The sequence below is a fragment of the Ruegeria sp. HKCCA5839 genome (assembly GCF_013035585.1).
Classification (GTDB): Bacteria; Pseudomonadota; Alphaproteobacteria; order Rhodobacterales; family Rhodobacteraceae; genus Ruegeria.
Window position 1 is genome coordinate 879,280 of sequence record NZ_WQIE01000001.1, and the last position, 19,817, is coordinate 899,096.

At 58.3% G+C, this 19,817-nt stretch carries 24 protein-coding genes; 17 read left to right on the forward strand and 7 right to left on the reverse strand.

The features are described from left to right. Positions 1-86 precede the first annotated feature (86 nt). The 4 genes from GOV38_RS04280 to GOV38_RS04295 are packed head-to-tail and all read left to right on the forward strand — an operon-like array spanning position 87 to position 3,574. On the forward strand, positions 87-788 hold the full coding sequence (locus tag GOV38_RS04280) for a glutathione S-transferase family protein (protein WP_171207736.1): 702 nt from the start codon (positions 87-89) through the stop codon (positions 786-788). Position 789: 1 nt separating this feature from the next. Continuing rightward, the gene (locus tag GOV38_RS04285; protein WP_171128895.1) at positions 790-2,163 is read left to right on the forward strand and encodes an L-serine ammonia-lyase; all 1,374 of its coding nucleotides are present in this window, start codon (positions 790-792) and stop codon (positions 2,161-2,163) included. Positions 2,164-2,195: 32 nt separating this feature from the next. Beyond that, a complete protein-coding gene (locus tag GOV38_RS04290; RefSeq protein ID WP_171207737.1) occupies positions 2,196-2,612 on the forward strand; it encodes a GFA family protein in 417 nt (138 codons plus the stop codon). A 47-nt stretch (positions 2,613-2,659) separates the two neighbouring features. After that, positions 2,660-3,574, forward strand: a complete 915-nt coding sequence (locus GOV38_RS04295; protein ID WP_171207738.1) for a DMT family transporter — start codon at positions 2,660-2,662, stop codon at positions 3,572-3,574. Here GOV38_RS04295 and GOV38_RS04300 read toward each other — a convergent pair. Next, the gene (locus GOV38_RS04300; protein ID WP_171207739.1) at positions 3,519-4,226 is read right to left on the reverse strand and encodes a thiamine diphosphokinase; all 708 of its coding nucleotides are present in this window, start codon (positions 4,224-4,226) and stop codon (positions 3,519-3,521) included. The two genes, GOV38_RS04295 and GOV38_RS04300, sit on opposite strands and share 56 nt — an antisense overlap. 121 nt (positions 4,227-4,347) lie before the next feature. Between GOV38_RS04300 and GOV38_RS04305 the strand changes: the two genes are divergently transcribed. Then, positions 4,348-6,135, forward strand: coding sequence for a hypothetical protein (locus GOV38_RS04305; protein ID WP_171207740.1), 1,788 nt, complete (start codon positions 4,348-4,350; stop codon positions 6,133-6,135). A gap of 194 nt (positions 6,136-6,329) precedes the next feature. Here the strand turns inward: GOV38_RS04305 and GOV38_RS04310 are convergent, their stop codons facing one another. From GOV38_RS04310 to nthA, 5 genes are all read right to left on the reverse strand, one after another. Beyond that, positions 6,330-6,569, reverse strand: coding sequence for a DUF2842 domain-containing protein (locus tag GOV38_RS04310; RefSeq protein ID WP_171098311.1), 240 nt, complete (start codon positions 6,567-6,569; stop codon positions 6,330-6,332). Continuing rightward, on the reverse strand, positions 6,569-7,864 hold the full coding sequence (locus GOV38_RS04315) for an adenylosuccinate synthase (protein ID WP_171098310.1): 1,296 nt from the start codon (positions 7,862-7,864) through the stop codon (positions 6,569-6,571). The genes GOV38_RS04310 and GOV38_RS04315 overlap by 1 nt, the downstream gene beginning before the upstream one ends. 112 nt (positions 7,865-7,976) lie before the next feature. Beyond that, positions 7,977-8,315 carry a nitrile hydratase accessory protein gene (locus GOV38_RS04320; RefSeq protein ID WP_171207741.1) on the reverse strand — a complete coding sequence of 113 codons (339 nt, stop codon included), beginning with the start codon at positions 8,313-8,315 and terminating at the stop codon, positions 7,977-7,979. Next, a complete protein-coding gene (gene nthB, locus GOV38_RS04325) occupies positions 8,312-8,989 on the reverse strand; it encodes a nitrile hydratase subunit beta (protein WP_171207742.1) in 678 nt (225 codons plus the stop codon). The genes GOV38_RS04320 and nthB overlap by 4 nt, the downstream gene beginning before the upstream one ends. Next, positions 8,986-9,600, reverse strand: a complete 615-nt coding sequence (gene nthA, locus GOV38_RS04330) for a nitrile hydratase subunit alpha (protein WP_171207743.1) — start codon at positions 9,598-9,600, stop codon at positions 8,986-8,988. The genes nthB and nthA overlap by 4 nt, the downstream gene beginning before the upstream one ends. A 149-nt stretch (positions 9,601-9,749) precedes the next feature. On the opposite strand from nthA, the gene secG reads away from it, so the two are divergent. From secG to GOV38_RS04390, 12 genes are all read left to right on the forward strand, one after another. Continuing rightward, a complete protein-coding gene (gene secG, locus GOV38_RS04335; protein WP_171098304.1) occupies positions 9,750-10,118 on the forward strand; it encodes a preprotein translocase subunit SecG in 369 nt (122 codons plus the stop codon). A 161-nt stretch (positions 10,119-10,279) separates the two neighbouring features. Continuing rightward, on the forward strand, positions 10,280-11,923 hold the full coding sequence (locus tag GOV38_RS04340) for a CTP synthase (RefSeq protein WP_171098302.1): 1,644 nt from the start codon (positions 10,280-10,282) through the stop codon (positions 11,921-11,923). 118 nt (positions 11,924-12,041) lie between these two features. Then, positions 12,042-12,524 (forward strand): bacterioferritin, encoded by a 483-nt coding sequence (locus tag GOV38_RS04345; protein WP_171207744.1) that lies wholly within the window; start codon positions 12,042-12,044, stop codon positions 12,522-12,524. A gap of 63 nt (positions 12,525-12,587) precedes the next feature. Further along, complete coding sequence (locus GOV38_RS04350; protein ID WP_171207745.1) at positions 12,588-13,364, forward strand: isocitrate lyase/phosphoenolpyruvate mutase family protein; 777 nt, start codon at positions 12,588-12,590, stop codon at positions 13,362-13,364. Positions 13,365-13,432: 68 nt separating this feature from the next. Further along, positions 13,433-13,726, forward strand: a complete 294-nt coding sequence (locus GOV38_RS04355) for a DUF1330 domain-containing protein (RefSeq protein ID WP_171128877.1) — start codon at positions 13,433-13,435, stop codon at positions 13,724-13,726. Between the two features lie 42 nt (positions 13,727-13,768). Beyond that, positions 13,769-14,218 (forward strand): TerB family tellurite resistance protein, encoded by a 450-nt coding sequence (locus GOV38_RS04360; protein ID WP_171099235.1) that lies wholly within the window; start codon positions 13,769-13,771, stop codon positions 14,216-14,218. A 20-nt stretch (positions 14,219-14,238) separates the two neighbouring features. After that, positions 14,239-14,676 (forward strand): TerB family tellurite resistance protein, encoded by a 438-nt coding sequence (locus GOV38_RS04365; protein WP_171098295.1) that lies wholly within the window; start codon positions 14,239-14,241, stop codon positions 14,674-14,676. A 5-nt stretch (positions 14,677-14,681) separates the two neighbouring features. After that, positions 14,682-15,425 carry a phosphate/phosphite/phosphonate ABC transporter substrate-binding protein gene (locus GOV38_RS04370; protein WP_171207941.1) on the forward strand — a complete coding sequence of 248 codons (744 nt, stop codon included), beginning with the start codon at positions 14,682-14,684 and terminating at the stop codon, positions 15,423-15,425. 128 nt (positions 15,426-15,553) lie between these two features. Continuing rightward, the gene (locus GOV38_RS04375; protein ID WP_171128872.1) at positions 15,554-16,330 is read left to right on the forward strand and encodes an amino acid ABC transporter ATP-binding protein; all 777 of its coding nucleotides are present in this window, start codon (positions 15,554-15,556) and stop codon (positions 16,328-16,330) included. A 32-nt stretch (positions 16,331-16,362) separates the two neighbouring features. Continuing rightward, positions 16,363-17,112 (forward strand): transporter substrate-binding domain-containing protein, encoded by a 750-nt coding sequence (locus GOV38_RS04380; RefSeq protein ID WP_171098291.1) that lies wholly within the window; start codon positions 16,363-16,365, stop codon positions 17,110-17,112. An 84-nt stretch (positions 17,113-17,196) separates the two neighbouring features. Next, entirely contained in the window at positions 17,197-18,084 is an 888-nt protein-coding gene (locus GOV38_RS04385; RefSeq protein ID WP_171098289.1) for an ABC transporter permease, read from the forward strand. A 91-nt stretch (positions 18,085-18,175) separates the two neighbouring features. After that, positions 18,176-18,982 carry an ABC transporter permease gene (locus GOV38_RS04390; RefSeq protein ID WP_171207746.1) on the forward strand — a complete coding sequence of 269 codons (807 nt, stop codon included), beginning with the start codon at positions 18,176-18,178 and terminating at the stop codon, positions 18,980-18,982. Here the strand turns inward: GOV38_RS04390 and GOV38_RS04395 are convergent. Next, complete coding sequence (locus tag GOV38_RS04395; RefSeq protein WP_171207747.1) at positions 18,979-19,788, reverse strand: zinc-dependent peptidase; 810 nt, start codon at positions 19,786-19,788, stop codon at positions 18,979-18,981. The two genes, GOV38_RS04390 and GOV38_RS04395, sit on opposite strands and share 4 nt — an antisense overlap. Positions 19,789-19,817: the final 29 nt, after the last annotated feature.

Genomic DNA, 19,817 nt, shown 5'->3' on the forward strand with positions numbered 1-19,817 from the left:
TAGAAGGTGGAATTTGCTGCGCGTTTCCGATAGGAAACGTCGCATTCGAACCTTCCGACTCGAGCCCATCGCCGTAGACAGGACTTATGCAAACGCCTTACGTGCTTCACTATGCTCCTGACAACGCTTCGCTGGTCGTCCGCCTGGCGCTGGACGAGATGGGCCAACGCTATCAGACAATGCTGGTGGACCGGCGTGAAAAGGCGCAGGACAGTTCGGCCTATCGCGCGTTGAACCCCAACGGGTTGATCCCGGTTCTGGAAACGCCCCAGGGGCCGATCTTTGAAACCGCCGCCATTTTACTATGGCTTGCAGACACGCACCAACAACTTGCCCCTGCCCCTGACAGCGCCGAGCGCGCGAGTTTTCTGAAATGGCTGTTTTTTGCATCGAACACGCTGCACGCGGATCTGCGGATCCTGTTCTATGCTGAAAAGTACATAGCCTCCGGACAGGCCGAGACCCTGCGCACCGGAATTCGTCCACGGTTGAGAACCCATCTGCAGAACCTGGAGGCAGAAGCCGCGAGATCCCCGCGCTGGTTGCAGCCCGATCACCCCTCGGTCTTGACCTACTATCTGGCCGCGATGATGCGGTGGATGCAACTTTATCCGACGCAAGCTGACAAAAGTTGGTTTCAGTTGGCCGACACGCCCCATCTGCATCACATCCTGACACGGCTTGAAACCCGCCCCGCGACGCAGACTGCGATTGTTGCAGAAGGTCTGGGGCCAAACCCGTTTACTTCACCGATCCTCCCCAACCCGCCTGAAGGCTCTGCTCTCTGATATGTTCCTCTCTGTCTTCGACATGTTCAAAGTGGGCATCGGCCCGTCTTCTTCGCACACGATGGGCCCGATGGTGGCCGCTGCGCGTTTTCTTGATCTGATGCGCGCGTCACCGTTTGAATTCTCGGGCCTGCGCGGGTCGCTGCATGGGTCCCTGGCCTTTACCGGTGTGGGCCACGCCACCGACCGTGCCACCATTCTGGGGCTGGCAGGGTTTGTGCCCGACACCTACGACCACGAAAAGGCCGAAGCCACTCTGGCCGAGATTGCAAAGACACAGAGGGTTTCACCTGAAGGCCTGCCTGATCTGGCATTTGACCCCAAAGCCGATTTGATCTTCGACTTCGACACCACCCTACCCGGCCACGCCAATGGCATGATCCTGATGGCCACCGATGCGCAAGGCGATGTGATCTTGCGGCAGGTCTATTATTCCATCGGTGGTGGCTTTGTCCTGACCGAAGAGGAACTTGCCGAAGGTAAGGCAACCGAAGAAGGCGCGCCCATTCCCTTCCCGTTCAAGTCGGCGGTCGAGATGCTGGATATGGCCAGGTCCAGCGGTAAGTCGATTGCGCAGATGAAGCGTGAGAATGAGATCTCACGTGGGTGTTCCGAAAGCCTTGCCAAAGGGTCAGCCCGGCTGTGGCAAGTGATGAATGACTGTATCGAGCGGGGCTTGACCACTGATGGCATCCTGCCCGGTGGGTTGAACGTGCGCCGCCGCGCCAAGGGCATTCACGATGCGCTGCAAGCCGAGCGGGGCATGAACCTGAACGCACCGCACACGATCAACGACTGGATGAGCGTCTATGCCATGGCGGTGAACGAGGAAAACGCCGCCGGTGGCCAGGTGGTGACCGCGCCCACCAATGGTGCGGCGGGCGTTTTGCCTGCGGTCCTGCGCTATTACCTTGATCACGTGCCCGGCGCCTCGGAAAGCCGGATCGAAGATTTCTTGCTGACGGCTGCGGCCATTGGCGGCTTGGTCAAGTTCAACGCCTCGATCTCGGGGGCTGAGGCCGGGTGTCAGGCCGAAGTTGGCAGCGCCGCGGCCATGGCTGCGGCTGGGCTGTGTGCCGTGATGGGCGGAACGCCAGAACAAGTTGAAAACGCAGCGGAAATCGCGCTGGAACATCATCTTGGCATGACCTGCGATCCGGTAGCGGGTTTGGTGCAGGTGCCCTGTATCGAGCGCAACGGGCTGGGCGCGATCAAGGCTGTGTCTGCCGCGTCATTGGCGCTGCGCGGAGACGGGCAGCATTTTGTGCCACTAGATTCAGTGATCGAAACCATGCGCCAGACCGGGCATGACATGCATGAGAAATACAAGGAAACATCGCTGGGCGGGTTGGCCGTGAACGTGCCCAACTGCTGAGCGCAAGGGATAACGAAAAAAGGAGCCGCCGAATGGAAGGTCGATGTCTATGCGGAGCGGTCCGCTATGCGGTTGAACCACCGGTTCTGTCCTGCGTGACCTGCCATTGTGACAGTTGCAGACGCCAATGCGCGGCCCCCATGACCACCTATTTTGGCGTGCGGGATGGCAAGTGGCGCTGGACCGGCGAAGCGCCAAAGCTGTTCCGCTCGTCTCCTGGTGTTGAACGCAGTTTCTGCCCGACTTGCGGCACACCGATCTCATTCCGCTCGACCGCCATGTCGGATGTGCTGCACCTCTATGTTGCAACGCTGTTAGACCCTGAGGCCTTGCGCCCGACCCTGCATGTCGCGTTCGAAGAGAAACTGAACTGGCTGGAGTTGAATGACGGTCTGCCGCATTGCATCGGTCCTGACTACACAAAATTTCAGCCCTTGCCTGAAAATTAGAGCTCATCCGCCTTTCCCCCAACCAAACAACCGTTTAGCGTCGCGCAATGACTCAGGATCGGCCGCTGATCGGCATCATGTTTATGCTTGGCTTTTGCCTGCTCGCCCCGATGGGTGATGCCTTGGCCAAGTTATTAGGGGAAACAACGCCCATCGGCCTTTTGGTTTTTGCCCGTTTTGCGGTGCAAGCATTGATTCTTGTTCCGATTGTCTATCTGACTAAGCGACCATGGCGGATGCGCGGGCGGATCTTTTCGCTGACCGCACTCAGGACAGCGCTGCAGATCGCAGGTCTTACCGCCATGTTCACGTCGCTCAAGTTTCTACCATTGGCCGATGCCGTGGCCATCGCATTTGTTATGCCCTTCATCCTGCTGCTCTTGGGCAATTACTTTCTGAATGAAGAGGTCGGCGCACGGCGTCTGATGGCTTGCGTTGTGGGTTTCATCGGCACCTTGATGGTCATTCAACCCAGCTTTGCCGAGGTGGGTGCACCTGCCCTGCTGCCGCTTGTCGTCGCTGTAATCTTTGCGCTGTTCATGCTGGTTACACGCCAAATCGCCAAGGAAACCGATCCGGTTTCACAACAGGCGGTGTCTGGCGCTATGGCTTCGGTTGTGCTTTTGCCGGTTTTGCTGATTGGCACACTCACAGAGACCTGGGATATTTCGCTGACCATCGCTCCCAACACGCCCCTCTGGCTCTTGGCAGGCATTGGCGTGATGGGCACATTGGCACATCTTTGCATGACCTGGTCGCTGCGGTATGCACCCTCGGCGACACTGGCCCCAATGCAATACCTGGAGATTCCGGTGGCCACCTTGTTCGGCTGGATCATATTCCACGATCTTCCAAACGGGCTGGCCGCAATTGGCATCCTCATCACTATGGCCGCAGGGTTCTATGTCATATGGAGGGAACGCTCCATCGCCCGCAGCGCCCTGACAGAAACAGCTGCATAACATCATCCAAAGCCGCACGCGGAAGCATCACCAACAGGCCCGGGGCGTCCGTCTGTACATCAAGATCACCGGTGGCCCGGTTCGACGTGCCGATGCGCCCGTCCGGCGCAAGTGCCAGCCCGTCTATCGGCCATTCCAGACCCTGACTGCGCCCGGACACCGGTCGCATCGGAAACAAAGACACGGTTTCTCCGCCGTTCAGCGGCACTGAAAGACGCGGTGGCGCATGAAAAACAATCTCATGCGCGCCCAGCAAAATGCAGCCACTGTCGGGATAACGCACCAGCGTATTGAAGACCGCCAATTGATGATCTACACGCGCGCCCAGAAACCCGATACCCAGGACGACGGGCGCAGAAATGCGAGTCAGTGCCTTCTCAAAATCCGTGCTGTCCTGTTCACGAATTGGAAACAAACGCTCGGGCGAGACTTGTTCGCGGTATCGCGTGTCCAACGAGTCGAAATCACCGATTACCGCGTCAGGAATACGCCCCGAATCGATTGCCCGCGCGGCACCGCCATCCGCCGCGACAACGGATTCGGCGCGGCTTAACGCCAATTCGACGTCTTGCGGGGCGATTTCACCCCCACCAAACAACGCTATTGGCCCGTTTGAGCGTACAATAACCTCAATTTTCGTAAGATTGACCATTTTTCCCGGTTTTGGACATATTGAGACCACAAAATGATAGGCTCATGGTCATAGTTTAGTGTCGAGGCCGTGCCACACGCGCGGTACAACGGCCCGTTAGTTTGTAAAGGACGTGCGTCTGATGGTACAGAACAACAAGGTATTGACCGTTTCTTACGGCACCTTCTCATGCACATTGGAAGGCTTTGACGACTCATTTGAAACAATGAAGGCGATTGCCGAGTACTTCCGTGACCTGGCGGCTGACGACCGCTATTTTGGGTCCGAACCTCCACAACCTGACGCCGCGATGCTGACCCGTATTGCCCAGCGCGAAGCATCGCGCCACGTCGAAGCCCGCCAAAGCGAGAGTGGACTGCTCTTGCGCGCGACCGAAAGTGAAACGGGTAATGCTGAGGGTGCTGACATCGCCCCTGCCGCTGCGGCTCCAACCCTACCTGAATCTAGCCCTGTTCCCACGCCTGCCCCGGCAGTCGACTTTCAAGACGAGCCTCCGGCAGACAGCATTGCTGCAAAACTGCAGCGTATCCGCGCCGTCGTTTCACATTCGGATCAGACCCCTGCCGCCGACGCGGGCGGTGAAGATGTGGATACCGGTTATATCGAACCCAAAAAGCCACAATATGACGCAATTTCTGCTGCGTTCGCGTCGGGTGCTCTCGATCCTTCGGATTTGGAAGCTGAGACTTCCGACAGCGCCGAAAATGAACCTGCAGAGGACGACGATTGGCCGGAAGCCGACCGTCAACAGCGTGAACTGGACGCTGTAGTCGCAGAGTATGAAGCCCATCGTCCGAAAACAGTTGCACCTGAGGTTAAGGCCGAACCCCAGCCTCAAGAATTCGCTGAGGAATTGCCCACAACACCGACGAAGCCGGGCAATCTCGACGCGGACTTTGACACCGAAGAAGAACCCGCCGATATGGAGCCAGTTTTCGACAGTTCGGTTATCGAAGAAGCCGCTGCAATGCTGGCGCGTGATACCGATGCGGGTCAAGACGACGCCACGGATCAAGCTGCTGTCAGTGCCGATCACGTCGTTGAAAGCAGCGAGCCACTGCACATGCCGGAAGATTCCAGCGAACGTCAAACCTCGGCGACATCGCACACGCCAGAGCAGTCGGATGAAGAAGAGGATCAGCGCAACGTCCTGGACGCGGATGACGAAGCCGACCTGTTGGAAGAGATTTCACTGATCGAAGCTGAAATGGCGGCACGCCCAACCCCGCCAGAGGACGCCCCAGAAGAAGACACCCGCACCGAAGACGTCTCGCGTCTGATGGATACGGCGGATGAACGGATGGAAGACCCGGAAACCAGCGGACAGCGTGAAGCGTATTCGCATCTGCGTACAGCCGTGGCTGCAACCGAAGCAGAAAGACAGGCTGATCCGAACGCGAACCAAGGCTCACCAGACGAAGAGTACAGAGGCGATCTGGCCTCGGTGGTGAGCCCGCGTCGCCCCGAAGTCAAGGTCACCAGCAAACGCCCAAATGCGGATGCCGCGTCTCCGCTGAAACTGGTAGCTGAACAGCGTGTGGACGCCGCGCCAGAGAGGAACGAAGACGAGACATTGGCGCAGCACAGCAGCGTATCTCAGCCACTTGCTGGCGAAGAAGAAGGTGGATTCGCAACCTTCGCGCAAGAACAAGGCGCGCAATCCCTGCCCGATCTTCTTGAGGCAGCCGCCGCCTATCTGTCGTTCATCGAAGGTCAGGAACAGTTTTCGCGCCCGCAACTGATGAACAAGGTGCGTTCGCTGAAACAAGACAGCTTTGACCGAGAAGAAAGCTTGCGTTCATTCGGTCAATTGCTGCGGGACGGAAAGATCGAAAAAGCCGGTGGCGGTCGCTTTGCCGCGTCAACGGATATCGGCTTTCGCCCGGACGACGAACGCGCGGCCGGGTAAGCACACCGGCCTGCGTTAGAAATTACCCCTCGTAAACTAGGCCAGAGTTATGCTCTGGCCTTTTTTCCCTCCACCGGGGTTGCGTTGACGTCTAACCAAACCTGAACCTACCGCTTGTAGGTGCTCTGTTAGAGAAAGCGGCAGAGCACGGACCATCTGGTCCTTCGGTGATCGTCCTTCGAGAGACAACCGAACTATTGGTCGTGATCAGGGTCTTCCTTGCCGACACCGCGAAAGACGAATTTGAACGGCAAAGCCCAGAGCACACCTAAAACCACATAGACGACAAACTCCAACCAGATCGGTGGACGATCAAGCCAGTTCACCACGGTAACCACCGCGACAATGTAAAGCGGCAAGCCGACGAGCAGCAAAACCAGCGACCAGCGCCGCCTTGCTTTGTAGCTGAGGCCGGGTTTCTGCTGATCCGCCATCAATCTGCAAACGGGTCGGTCACCAGAATGGTGTCATCCCGCTCCGGGCTGGTGGACAACAGCGCCACCGGGCATTCGATCAGCTCTTCGACCCTGCGCACATATTTGATCGCGTTCGCTGGCAAATCGGCCCAGCTGCGCGCCCCCTCGGTGGATTCGCTCCACCCCGGCATTTCTTCATAGATCGGCGTGCAGCGCGCCTGCTGATCTGCCGCGGTCGGAAGGTAATCCAGCCGCGCACCGTCCAGCATGTACCCGGTACAGATCTTCAGCGTATCAAACCCGTCAAGCACGTCCAGCTTGGTCAGAGATATCCCGTTAACCCCGCTGGTGGCGCAGGTCTGGCGCACAAGGCAGGCGTCAAACCAGCCGCAGCGGCGCTTGCGCCCGGTGGTGGTGCCAAACTCGTGGCCCCGTTCGCCCAGGCGCTGGCCGTCTGCATCCTCCAGCTCGGTCGGAAACGGCCCCTCGCCCACGCGCGTGGTATAGGCTTTCACAATGCCAAGAACGAAATCAATCGAGCCCGGGCCGATCCCCACGCCGGTGGCCGCCTGACCCGCAATCACATTGGACGAGGTGACAAAGGGATAAGTGCCAAAGTCGATGTCCAAAAGCGCGCCCTGCGCCCCTTCGAACAGAATACGTTTTCCGGCCTTGCGCTTTTCGTTCAGCACTTTCCACACTGGTGCCGCAAAGGGCAAAATCTCGGCCGCAATCTCTTTGAGCTGGGCGATCAGTGCGTCGCGATCCACCGGATCAATCCCCAAACCTTTGCGCAAAGGATCGTGGTGTTGCAAAGCGCGGTCCACCCGCGCCTCCAGCGTGGCTTCATCCGCAAGATCGGCCACCCGAACCGAGCGGCGCCCCACCTTGTCTTCATAAGCCGGACCAATCCCGCGACCGGTGGTCCCGATCTTGGTGCCCTTGCTGGCCGCCTCTTCGCGCGCCCGGTCCAACTCGCCGTGAATTGGCAGGATCAACGGTGTGTTTTCCGCGATCATCAGCGTCTCGGGCGTGATCTCGACGCCCTGCGCGCGGATCGTTCCAATCTCTTTGATCAGATGCCACGGGTCCAGAACAACGCCATTGCCGATCACGCTCAGCTTGCCACCGCGCACCACGCCCGAGGGCAGCGCGTGCAGCTTGTAGACCTCTTTATCGATGACCAGAGTGTGCCCGGCATTGTGACCGCCCTGAAAACGCGCAATCACATCCGCCCGCTCGCTGAGCCAGTCGACGATCTTGCCTTTTCCTTCGTCACCCCATTGGGCGCCGACAACAACCACGTTGGCCATACCCGATCCTTTTCACTCTGAGGACTCAAACTCGGCTCGTATAACGAGGCTCTGTGAACAGGGAAACCGATATTTCGCCGCAGCCCTGAAATGGAGCAGAGGCAAATTGCCCTTACCTGCCCTGAGGCAATCGCACCGGTTGTCCATGTGGTGTGGTCAGGTAGGCATCTTCCCAGGCCGACTGTATATCGGCAACGTCATCGGGCAGCGCCGCGCCCTGTTCCGCCAGAAACGTTTCAAGCGTTTCGAGCCAGGCGTGAAAATAGTCGTCACCGCCGTCCAAGTCGCGGCTCAGCCCATTTCGCTTGAGCGTCTCGGAAAACCGCGCGGCCCATTCGGGCCAGGCGAACCGCCCTGCTTCGTTCAACGCCACAGTCACCGCAAAGACCTGAGCGTGCCAAGGTTCGGCAAATACCGGTTCCGGCGCGGCGATTTCGGCGCAATCGCTCATGCAGGCTCCAGATAGCTTTGCCACAGATCCAAGACGACCTCGTCCCTGGGGTGTTCGGGGTTTACCCAAAGCTCCGAGGCTGCGAAGGCCACCGCGTAGAGCGGTTCGGGCGCTTCGCCCAGATCATGAGCGCTGGAATCCGGCAGAACATGGGATCCGTGCACGCGCAGAATGCGTCCCTTGGCACCTGCTGCATAGATCGGCAACCGTGTATGGCCACCGTCAACCAGCCGATTGCCAGCAGGGCGCGCGGTGACAACCTCTTGCCCAATCGAAAAACGCTGCGCGATATTCGAAGGGCGATCTGCGGGCCCGCCTTTGGCCAGCGCAGCGGCCACAGCCTCGGCTCGCAACATTTTGCCCACCAACGGATGCGCGCCTTCCTCGCTTGCGCCCCGCAAATCGTCCAAGGTCAGAACACCGCGATCGACCAACAGGCCGGCCAGACCAGCCAGCCATTTCTCATAATAAGAAAACCGCGTGTAATCCTTGGGGGAAAGGCATTCCCGCGCATGGCGTGAGACATCAATATTCCATTGCCCCAGGAACCCAGCCGCCAGAGTGACAGCCAGCGCCCGACCATGCCAGTCTTCGGCAAAAACCGGCGCGTCTTCGGGTTCGGGATTGATCGCGCCGTCGCCAAAGCGCCCGCCCATGTCATGCACCCGCGTCATGCCGGCACCTTGGGCAAGCCGGTGCCGATCATGCTGTCGCGTGTGACCAGTGCGGCAAGCGCCTCTTCGTCCAGCGCTTCTGTGCCTTCTGGACGCATGGGCAAGACGAGATAACGCACTTCAGCGGTTGAATCCCAAACCCGCACCGAGGAGGTGTCGGGCAGGCTGACGCCAAACTCGGCCAGAACCTTGCGCGGCTCGCGCACCGCGCGGGCACGGTAAGCGTCGGACTTGTACCACCCCGGCGGGATGCCAAGCAGCGGCCATGGGTAACAGCTGCACAGGGTACAGACGACCATGTTATGCTGGTCCGGCGTGTTCTCGACCACCACCATATGTTCACCCTGACGTCCGTAATAGCCCAGATCGGCCACCACTGGTGTGGCATCTTCCAGCAGCGCGGCCTTGAAGTCTGGGTCGGTCCAAGCTTTGGCAACAACACGGGCACCGTTCTGGGGCCCAATCTTGTTCTGATAGGTATCGATGATTTCATCCAGTGCAGCCGGATCGATCAACCCTTTGCGGGTCAAGATCGTCTCAAGCGCTTTGACGCGCAAAGCGGGCTCAGGCGGCAACAGGGCGTGCGGGTGGTCGTGACTGTCATGTGGCATGGCCGCAACCTGCGCCGGATGAATTGCTCTGTCCAGTCCCTTTGCTGTGATAGGGTCCATCAGCACAAATGATGCAAACTCGTGACTTGCCCCCGCTGGCAAACTTGCATAAGTACCACGCGATACACGCCACGCTGTACAGGACCACTATGGAAAACGTCGTTCTTATCATCCACCTTCTCTTGGCTTTGGGCCTGATCGCCGTCGTGCTGATGCAGCGGTCCGAGGGCGGTGGTCTTGGCATGGGCGGAGGCGGCGGTGGCGGTGCCATGACAGGTCGCGCTGCGGCAACGGCATTGGGTAAGGTGACCTGGATCCTGGCGGCCTGCTTTATCGTCACGTCGATCACGCTGACCATTCTGGCAGCGCAAAAATCTTCCAGCGGCTCGGTTATTGACCGTTTGGGCGTTCCGGCACCGGCTTCGGCCGAAGACAGCACACCTGCGGTTCCGTCGGCGGATGACCTGCTGCCACCGGCGTCGGGCGACAATGCGCCACTGATCCCTCAGGCCGACTAAGCCACTAAACCTAGAAACTCGACAGAGAACTGCAACAGCATCTTGCGGTTCTCTTGCGCTATGGGCGCGAATCCTTTATACGTGAAGTCCCGTGATGCAGCGGTTTTTCTTGAACCGCCGGGCAGCTGATTTTGACGTCTCACGGGAGCTAGCCGAACAACATGGCGCGTTTTATTTTCATCACCGGTGGTGTGGTTTCATCCTTGGGAAAAGGGCTGGCTTCGGCGGCTTTGGGCGCTTTGTTGCAGGCCCGGGGATATTCCGTACGCCTGCGCAAGCTGGATCCTTACCTGAACGTCGATCCCGGCACCATGTCGCCCTTTGAGCATGGCGAAGTGTTCGTCACCGATGACGGGGCCGAGACGGATCTGGATCTGGGTCACTACGAACGTTTCACCGGCGTGGCCGCGCGCAAGACCGACTCGGTCAGTTCCGGGCGGATCTATTCGAATGTGCTCGAGAAAGAGCGCCGCGGCGACTATCTGGGCAAGACCATTCAGGTGATCCCGCACGTCACCAATGAGATCAAAGATTTCATCGCCATCGGCGAGGATGAGGTTGATTTTATGCTGTGTGAAATCGGTGGCACCGTGGGCGATATCGAGGGCCTTCCCTTTTTCGAAGCCATCCGCCAGTTCAGCCAGGACAAGCCGCGCGGGCAGTGCATCTTTATGCATCTGACCCTGCTGCCTTACATCAAGGCTTCGGGCGAGTTGAAAACCAAGCCGACCCAGCACTCGGTGAAAGAGCTACGCTCAATCGGTTTGGCACCCGATATTCTGGTTTGCCGGTCCGAGGGGCCGATCCCAACCAAGGAACGCGAAAAGCTGGCCCTCTTCTGTAACGTGCGCCCCGACAGCGTGATCGCGGCGCAGGACCTTTCAACCATCTATGACGCTCCGCTGGCCTATCACCGCGAAGGTCTGGATCAGGCAGTTCTGGACGCTTTCCAGATCAGCCCCGCCCCCAAGCCCGATCTGGCCAAGTGGGAAGACGTGAGCGACCGCATCCACAATGCCGAAGGCGAGGTGAAAGTCGCGATTGTCGGCAAATACACGCAGTTGGAAGACGCCTATAAGTCGATTGCCGAAGCGCTGACCCATGGCGGCATGGCCAATCGGGTCAAGGTCAAGGTCGAATGGGTCGATGCCGAGATCTTTGACACCGAAGACGCAGCACCTCATTTGGAAGGCTATCACGCCATCCTCGTCCCCGGCGGTTTTGGCGAGCGGGGCACGGAAGGCAAGATCAAGGCCGCGCAATATGCGCGCGAGCACAAGGTGCCCTATCTGGGCATCTGTCTGGGCATGCAGATGGCGGTGATCGAAGCGGCGCGCAATGCGGCGGGCATTACCGAGGCCGGATCAGAGGAATTCGACCATGAGGCCGGGAAAAAGCGTTTCGAACCAGTAGTTTATCACCTGAAAGAATGGGTTCAGGGCAACCACAAGGTCGAGCGCAAAGTGGGTGACGACAAGGGCGGCACCATGCGGCTGGGCGCCTATAACGCGGTTCTGGCCGAGGGCTCCAAAGTGGCGGATGTCTATGGCAACACCCAGATCGAGGAACGGCACCGCCACCGGTATGAGGTGGACATCAAATACCGCGACAAGTTGGAAAAAGCTGGTTTGAACTTCTCGGGCATGTCGCCCGATGGTCGCCTGCCAGAAATCGTCGAGTGGTCGGATCACCCTTGGTTCATCGGGGTGCAATATCACCCTGAACTGAAATCCAAGCCGTTTGATCCCCATCCGCTGTTTCGCGACTTTGTGCGGGCAGCGAAAGACAGCTCGCGCCTGGTCTGATCGTACTCTGTTTGCGCAAGCGCATTGCTTTGACCGATGCGACCCCCTAAGTCTTTGAACAAGCAGACCTGCTCCTTTGGGCTGGTCAGGCTTGGATCAGAGACTTGGGAGTGTTCAGATGAGCAACGCGACAACGATCACCAATCTTCAACAAGCGCTTCGGATGGAGATGACGGCGGCCCATCAGTATCAGTTGCATGCGCATGTGCTGGATGATTGGGGCCTTGATATTCTGGCCGAGAAGATGCGCGGTGAAATGCAAGAAGAGATGAGGCATTCGGACGTCTTTATCGAGCGCATCCTGTTTCTGGGCGGCACCCCGCAGCTTGAACTTCAGAAAAGCCCCGCAGCGGCTGAAAGCCTTGAGCAGATGTTCTCTTCGGACCTCAAGGACGAGACGGAAGCCGTTGATTTCTATACCCAAGCGGCGGCACAGGCTGCTGAAGTGGGCGATGTGGGATCGCGCACCCTGTTCGAGCGTATCTTGCTGGAAGAGGAAGGCCATAAATCCTGGCTAGAGACCGAGCTTTCATTGCTGAAACGGCTGGGAGAGGCGACATTCAGCGCGCGTTATGTTTCGGGCAGCGCGGGCAGCGAATAGGCAGGCCAACGCATATGCTGCGCCTTACAGTGATCCAACGGCGATTTTTGAAGGAACGATCTCATGACTGACCAAGTTCAACGCGCCGAGGCATTCGCCGCGCTCCATCAGAAAGGTGATCCTGTAATCCTGTACAACATCTGGGATGCAGGCAGCGCCGGAGCCGTGCGCGACGCAGGTGCCAAGGCCATCGCGACAGGCAGCGCACCAGTTGCGATGGCCCAAGGATTCTCGGACGGTCAGAACCTGCCCTTGGACTTTGCACTGGACAATGTGCGCCGGATTGTCGAGGCGGTCGATCTGCCCGTGACACTGGATTTCGAGGGCGGCTATGCCGAAGTTCCCTCAGACATCGCACTGAACGCAAAAAAGGCACTGGCCACGGGTGTAGTGGGCTTTAACTTTGAAGATCAGATCGTTGGAACGAAAGAGCTTTACGAGACAGAGATTCAGGCCGCCCGTGTCGCTGCTCTGCGCGAAACCTGTGACGCTACAGGCGTTTCGGCCTTTATCAACGCGCGGACAGATATTTTCCTCAAAGCGCACCCCGATACCCATGATGAGGCGATGCTGACTGATGCCATCCTACGGGCCCAGGCCTATGCGGATGCAGGCGCTAGCGGCTTTTTCGCACCCGGTCTGCGGGATGAGGTAATGATTGGCAAGCTGTGTGACGCCACAGAACTGCCGGTCAATATCATTGCTCTGCCCGGTACACCGGATAATGTGACACTGGCAAAACTGGGCGTCGCCCGGATCAGCTATGGCCCTGTGCCCTATCGCGAGATGTTGGGATGGCTGAAAGCCAAGGCCGAAACAGCGCTACAATCCGCCGGTTGATCAATACGCCATTGCAATTTCGATCTGATCCTCGCACCCTGCGGCATCAACCTCAGGAGGATTGCACCTTGGCCAAAGGGTATTGGGTTGCGCATGTCGATATCGACGACATGGACGTCTATAAAAACTACATCGCTGCCAATGCTGCGCCATTTGCAGAATATGGTGGGAAATTTCTGGTCCGCGCCGGTGATAGAACAATTGCAGAAGGCACCGCCCGCGCGCGGACAGTTGTCATAGAGTTCGACAGCTATGAACAGGCGCTGGCCTGCTACCAAAGCGAGGGATATCAAAAGGCCAAGGCCCTGCGCGACCCGATCTCGACCGGCGATCTTGTGATCATCCAAGGCTATGACGGATAGCTGGAACTTGGCGCTTATCAAAATATCGAATAAACTATGCCCATGTTGAAAAAGCTCTTTCAGGCGTTTCGACCGCCACAGCATGACATGCTGCCTGATCCCGACGCCGAACTGGCGCTTGGGGCGTTGATGGTGCGTGTGGCACAGGCGGACCGGGATTATAAACTTGAAGAGATCAGCCTGATCGACCGCATACTGGCGCGTCTTTACCAGCATAACGCGATAGAGGCCGCAAAAGTGCGCGCCACCTGCGAAAAGCTTCATGCCGCAGCACCCGAAACCGATACGTTCGGCAAATTGATCCGCGAAACAACGGGCGAGGCCGAACGTCTGGCCGCTATGGAAGCCCTGTGGGAAGTGGTGCTGGCCGACGGCGTATCAGACGAAGGTGAGATCAAGATCGTGGAAGAGGCCCGCGCGGCCATGGGTCTGAGCTTTAACGACAGTCAGGCAGCGCGCGCGCGGGTACAAAGCCGCTTGGAAGCCTTATAGGTCGGGACTATATCAAACCCATGTTCAAAGATCTTCTGTCCCGGCTGACACAGCCCGAACCCGATCCGCTGGCTAATGACGATGCCCGCCTTGCACTCACGGCGTTGCTGGTACGCATTGCCCGGTCAGACAATGATTATGCCGACACCGAAATGGCTCGGATCGATCGGATTTCGGCAGAACGTTACGGGCTGTCCCCGTTCGAGGCTGCCGCCTTGCGCGCCCGCGCCGAAGACCTGGAGGCCGAAGCCCCCGACACGGTCCGCTTTACACGCGCTATCAAAGAGGCGGTTGCCTACGATGACCGCCTATCCGTAGTGCAAGCCATGTGGTCGGTAGCGTTGGCTGATGGGCAGCGCAGTGGTGAAGAGGACTCGCTGCTGCGGCTTGTGGTCAGCCTGCTGGGCGTCAGCGACGTGGATTCCGCGCGGGCCCGACAGAAGGCTTCCCAAGCGTGACGGCAATGCTGGGCATGTATGACATGTCCGCCCTCCAGCCCGCCAATGATCGGTTTTGGACCTTGATTCGTGATCATCTTGGGTTTGGCCCGCCAAGGCTGACCCGGGATCGCGATTTTTGGGAGATCTGGCAGGACCCGGATCTGGTCTTTGCACAAACTTGTGGAATGCCCTATCGCACGAAGCTGCATGATACAGTTCAGCTCGTGGGTACGCCGGACTATGGCCTGCCCGGATGCCCGCCCGGCTATTACCGTTCGATTTTTGTGGCGCGTGCGAAGGACAACAGGCCTCTGTCCGAACTGGTTCGCGGGTGTTTTGCCTATAACGAGCCGTTGTCACAATCTGGCTGGTCCGCACCAATCACGCATTTATCTGAACTGGGGCTGAGCCCCGAAACGCTATTGCAAACAGGCGCACATGCGGCTTCGGCGCAGTCTGTTGCCAGCGGTCAGGCGGATCTGGCGTCGCTTGACCTTCTGACCTGGTTGCTGCTGCGCGAACACACGGATTTGGGGGAAGCTCTGCGCGAGGTAGAGCTTACCACACCAACCCCTGCACTGCCCTACATTACTTCGAATACACGGGATGCTGCGCAGCTCAACTCTGCCCTTGGCAAAGCGATTTCAGACCTTGCACCGCAGGACCGCTCGGCGCTGCACCTCAGGGGACTGGTGGACATTCCGGCCGAGCACTATTTGCGCGTTCCGACACCGCCATCACCGCAGGCGCTTTTGCACAAGAGCTGACCATTTCGGCAATTCCCTTTGGTCAATTTGGCAGTATCCGCCCCGGATTCTGTGTTTTGCTCATTGCATTGGCGGCTTTTTTCAGTCCAAGTAGCGCATCAAAACCGTTCACAACAACAGGACCGCCCGTGACAGACTCCACGCCCGTCATCGAGATCAAGAACCTGCACAAAAGCTTCGGCAATCTCGAAGTGCTCAAGGGAGTAGATATTACGGCCCATCGCGGCGACGTCGTTTCGCTGATTGGATCTTCAGGATCGGGCAAGTCCACGCTGCTACGGTGCTGCAACTTGCTGGAAGACAGCCAGCAGGGCGAAATTCTGTTCAAAGGTGAACCGGTTCAATGGGCTGGCAGCGGGCATAGTCGCCGTCCGGCAGATGCCAAGCAGGTGATGCGCATTCGAACCAACCTGTCGATGGTGTTTCAGCAATTCAACCTGTGGGCCCATATGACCATCCTGCAAAACGTGATGGAGGCGCCGATCACTGTTCTGGGCCGTGACAAGGCCGAGGTTGAGGACAGCGCGCGGAAGTATCTGGAAAAGGTCGGTATCGGCGACAAGTGCGATGTCTATCCAGCACAATTGTCCGGTGGTCAGCAACAGCGCGCCGCCATCGCGCGCGGCCTGTGCATGGAGCCCGAGGCCTTGTTGTTCGATGAACCAACCTCGGCCCTGGACCCCGAACTGGAACAGGAAGTGATCCGCGTGATCAAGGATCTGGCTGCCGAGGGGCGCACCATGATCATCGTGACCCATGACATGAAGATGGCAGCCGATATTTCAAGCCACGTGGTGTTCCTGCACCAGGGTCTGATCGAGGAAGAAGGCCTGCCCGAAGACATTTTCACTGCCCCTGAATCCGAAAGGCTTCAGGGTTTTCTTTCCGCCACTCAGGCGGCTTAATCAAAATCAGAACCAAAAAAGGGGAGTAACTCATGAAAAACCTGATTCTGACCACCGCGGCACTCGCGCTGACCGCTGGCATCGCCATGGCCGACACTGTGCGCATGGGCACCGAGGGTGCCTACCCTCCGTATAACTTCATCAACGACGCTGGCGAGATCGACGGGTTCGAGCGTGAAGTGGGTGATGAGTTGTGCAAACGCGCCGGATTGGAATGCGAATGGGTCAAGAATGATTGGGATTCGATCATTCCGAACCTGGTATCGGGCAACTACGACACCATTATCGCGGGCATGTCGATCACGGACGAGCGTGACGAGGTTATCGACTTTACCCAGAACTACTATCCGCCCACAGCCTCGGCCTATGTCGCCGCATCGGAAGGCGTTGATGTGACCGGTGGTATCGTTGCGGCCCAAACCGCAACCATCCAGGCGGGTTACGTGGCCGAATCCGGCGCGACGCTGGTCGAATTCGCAACACCTGAAGAAACCATTGCCGCAGTGCGCAATGGTGAAGCAGATGCGGTTCTGGCCGACCGTGACTATCTGGCGCCGCTGGTCGAGGAATCGGGCGGCGAACTGGTCTTTGTTGGCGATCCGGTCCCACTGGGTGGCGGTGTCGGCATGGGCCTGCGCGAAAGTGACGGCGAACTGCGCGGCAAATTCGACGAAGCCATCACCTCGATGAAGGCTGACGGCTCTCTGAACGAGATGTTGATCAAGTGGTTCGGTGAAGGCACCGCGACCTATGGCACCGACGGCTCGGTTGTAACCAACTAAGCCATATCTCTACGGCTCGGCACCTGATCTGGGTGCCGGGCCGACCCCGGCCCCGGACCGGACCTGACGCTCGAAAGACGCCATATGTTTTCCTATTGCGCTGATCCCGAAACGCTAAGCACGTTCTTTTGGTTCTCGTGCTATCTGACCAATGGCGTCCACTGGTCGTTTTATCTGTCTTTCCTGAAAGTGTTGGGCCTGCTGGCGGTCACCGCCCCTGTCGCACTCAGCTTTGGTTTTGCAGGCGCCATGGCAGCCCGGTCGCAATTCCTGCCCCTCAGCTGGCTGGGCAAGGCCTATATCGCCGTCGTGCGCGGTGTGCCCGACATCGCCTTCTTTCTATTTTTTGTCATCGCACTGGATCAGGGATTCGAGTGGATCCGGCACAAGGTGCTGTGCCCCGAGTGGACCGATCCGATCCGTCAGGGCAATGATTTTCTGGTCTGCCAATCGGCCAAACTGCCATTGGGCACCGCGCCCGAATGGGTGCATGAAACCTATGGCTTTGCGCTTGCGGTAATCACCTTTTCCATCGTCTTCGGCGCATTTGCCGCCAACGTCCTGTTTGGTGGCATGCGCGCGGTGCCTCATGCGCAGCTAGAGACGGCCGAGGCTTACGGCATGACCCGCCGCCAGACTTTCTGGCGCATCCTCGTACCGCAGATGTGGGTCTATGCCCTGCCCGGCCTCAGCAACCTTTGGATGGTGCTGATCAAGGCCACACCGCTTCTGTTCTTGCTGGGGATCGAAGACATCGTCTATTGGGCGCGCGAATTGGGTGGCACCAAAACCTCGCGCTTTACCGACTATCCACATGGCGATTGGCGCATGTGGTATTTCCTGTTCCTGCTGATCTTCTATCTGGGCATGACCCGCGTCTCGGAAATCGGGCTCGAGAGGTTGATGCGGCGCTTGTCCCACGGTCAGGCCACATCGGGCGGAGAGCTTCTGCGCAAGGAGACCACAGCATGATCCGCCTGTTGCACGACCTCTTCTGCATGCCGCGCGCAGTTGCTGCACAACCACTGCCGCGCACCCGCGCTCTTTTCCAAGGAGCCCGCGCATGAGCTGCATCCAGACCATTCAGGACTACGCGCTCCGGTCCATCGGCTTCGGCGAACGGCTGCTTCCCAAAACAGACTTCACCCTGTGCGAGCATTTTACGCTGATCGGCTCGGGCATGATCTGGAATATCTATTTCGGGATTATGGCCATGGTAACCGGATTCTTTCTGGCCACCGCATTGGCGGTTGGAAAAGCCTCGCCAAACAAATGGCTGCGCAAACCGGCCGAGTGGTTCATCTTCCTGTTCCGTGGATCGCCGCTTTTTATCCAGTTCTTCTTTGCCTATTTCTTCTTCCTGTCGTTGAAGAAGGCCTATCCGATGTTCGACGCCTTTACCTCGGCCTGGTTTGGGGCGCTGATCGTCTTGTTTCTGAACACATCCGCCTATTCGGGTGAGATCTTCTATGGTGCGCTGCGCTCGATCCCCAAAGGCGATATCGAGGCCGCCGACGCCTATGGCATGACCGGTTGGGCGCGGTTTCGCAGGATCGTCTGGCCTACCATGCTGCGTCTGGCCTGGCCTGCGTATACAAATGAGGCGATCTTTGTGTTCCAGTCGACCACGCTGGTCTTTTTCTCGGCCTTCCCGGCCTGGCAGCAACGCGGTGATGCGCTGTATTATGCAAGCTATTTCGCGGATAAGACGTTCAATCCGTTCATCCCCTACCCGATCCTGGCCTTCTATTTCATCCTGCTCACACTTGTGATCGTCTGGGGTTTTGGCCGGGTCAACAAACGTCTGAACCGTCACCTGCCTGCAGCCCATCGCAGCAAAATGCGCTTTCGCCCGAACCTGGCGCGCTAAGCCCAGTCCACGGGGTTCAGCCGGAAGAGCTTGGATAACTGAGCGTACACATCCGGCACTGCCTGTTTCAGCGCGCGCGGGCGTTCAAAGAACACCTCGACGGATACGGCGAAAAACTCTTCATGCCCGGTGGCGCCATATGGATCGATCACCGTGGGATGGCCATGTTCCACCGCCTGAACATGCGCGTCATAGGCGGTCAGAAAGACCTTTTCCCATTCGGCAAAGCTTTGCCCTTCGCTCAGGATCGGGACACCGTTGGTGCCGCCTGACAGATCATCAATCTGATGCGCGAACTCGTGCAGCACCACATTATGCCCGTCATGGTCATCCAAAGCGCCCTGTTTGCTATGCGCCCAGGACAGGATAACCGGACCCCGATCCCAGCTTTCACCGGTGCGGATGATTTCCTTTTCGGTCACCACATAACCCGAATGCCGCTGCTGCTTGGATTTGAAGGCGTTGGGATAGATCAGGATCGTTGTCAGATTGTCATACCAAAGATCGCTGTTGATCACGAGCAGACAGGCTTGGGCAGCGATAGACAGCTCCATCTCTTCCGTCACCTCCAACCCGTCGCATCCGTAAAAGCTGACCTGATTGCGAAACAGGTTCACCTTGCCGTCCAGCTTATTGCGTAAACCTGCGGGCAACCTTCGGATGATCGGCACCATCCGCTCGATCGTGTCACGCTCGTCCTCGGACAAGGCTGTGGCCAACAGCGCCGCGCGTTTGGATTGTTTCGACCAGTACCGATAGGCCAGAATACCGGCAACCAAGAGAAGGACTGAGAAGAATATAACCATCGCCAACCAATATATGGTGCAAGCTTCGC

What these genes read in the sequence shown, in the direction of transcription:
- GOV38_RS04315 (WP_171098310.1), bottom strand. Translation starts at nt 7,864, where the DNA reads ATGGCCAACGTGGTTGTTGTCGGCGCCCAATGGGGTGACGAAGGAAAA.
- GOV38_RS04280 (WP_171207736.1), top strand. Translation starts at nt 87, where the DNA reads ATGCAAACGCCTTACGTGCTTCACTATGCTCCTGACAACGCTTCGCTG.
- GOV38_RS04340 (WP_171098302.1), top strand. Translation starts at nt 10,280, where the DNA reads ATGGCGCGTTTTATTTTCATCACCGGTGGTGTGGTTTCATCCTTGGGA.
- GOV38_RS04310 (WP_171098311.1), bottom strand. Translation starts at nt 6,569, where the DNA reads ATGGCGGATCAGCAGAAACCCGGCCTCAGCTACAAAGCAAGGCGGCGC.
- GOV38_RS04350 (WP_171207745.1), top strand. Translation starts at nt 12,588, where the DNA reads ATGACTGACCAAGTTCAACGCGCCGAGGCATTCGCCGCGCTCCATCAG.
- nthA (WP_171207743.1), bottom strand. Translation starts at nt 9,600, where the DNA reads ATGCCACATGACAGTCACGACCACCCGCACGCCCTGTTGCCGCCTGAG.
- secG (WP_171098304.1), top strand. Translation starts at nt 9,750, where the DNA reads ATGGAAAACGTCGTTCTTATCATCCACCTTCTCTTGGCTTTGGGCCTG.
- GOV38_RS04385 (WP_171098289.1), top strand. Translation starts at nt 17,197, where the DNA reads ATGTTTTCCTATTGCGCTGATCCCGAAACGCTAAGCACGTTCTTTTGG.
- GOV38_RS04285 (WP_171128895.1), top strand. Translation starts at nt 790, where the DNA reads ATGTTCCTCTCTGTCTTCGACATGTTCAAAGTGGGCATCGGCCCGTCT.
- GOV38_RS04370 (WP_171207941.1), top strand. Translation starts at nt 14,682, where the DNA reads ATGCTGGGCATGTATGACATGTCCGCCCTCCAGCCCGCCAATGATCGG.
- GOV38_RS04390 (WP_171207746.1), top strand. Translation starts at nt 18,176, where the DNA reads ATGAGCTGCATCCAGACCATTCAGGACTACGCGCTCCGGTCCATCGGC.
- GOV38_RS04290 (WP_171207737.1), top strand. Translation starts at nt 2,196, where the DNA reads ATGGAAGGTCGATGTCTATGCGGAGCGGTCCGCTATGCGGTTGAACCA.
- GOV38_RS04365 (WP_171098295.1), top strand. Translation starts at nt 14,239, where the DNA reads ATGTTCAAAGATCTTCTGTCCCGGCTGACACAGCCCGAACCCGATCCG.
- GOV38_RS04380 (WP_171098291.1), top strand. Translation starts at nt 16,363, where the DNA reads ATGAAAAACCTGATTCTGACCACCGCGGCACTCGCGCTGACCGCTGGC.
- GOV38_RS04345 (WP_171207744.1), top strand. Translation starts at nt 12,042, where the DNA reads ATGAGCAACGCGACAACGATCACCAATCTTCAACAAGCGCTTCGGATG.
- GOV38_RS04320 (WP_171207741.1), bottom strand. Translation starts at nt 8,315, where the DNA reads ATGAGCGATTGCGCCGAAATCGCCGCGCCGGAACCGGTATTTGCCGAA.
- GOV38_RS04300 (WP_171207739.1), bottom strand. Translation starts at nt 4,226, where the DNA reads ATGGTCAATCTTACGAAAATTGAGGTTATTGTACGCTCAAACGGGCCA.
- GOV38_RS04305 (WP_171207740.1), top strand. Translation starts at nt 4,348, where the DNA reads ATGGTACAGAACAACAAGGTATTGACCGTTTCTTACGGCACCTTCTCA.
- nthB (WP_171207742.1), bottom strand. Translation starts at nt 8,989, where the DNA reads ATGACGCGGGTGCATGACATGGGCGGGCGCTTTGGCGACGGCGCGATC.
- GOV38_RS04295 (WP_171207738.1), top strand. Translation starts at nt 2,660, where the DNA reads ATGACTCAGGATCGGCCGCTGATCGGCATCATGTTTATGCTTGGCTTT.
- GOV38_RS04360 (WP_171099235.1), top strand. Translation starts at nt 13,769, where the DNA reads ATGTTGAAAAAGCTCTTTCAGGCGTTTCGACCGCCACAGCATGACATG.
- GOV38_RS04395 (WP_171207747.1), bottom strand. Translation starts at nt 19,788, where the DNA reads ATGGTTATATTCTTCTCAGTCCTTCTCTTGGTTGCCGGTATTCTGGCC.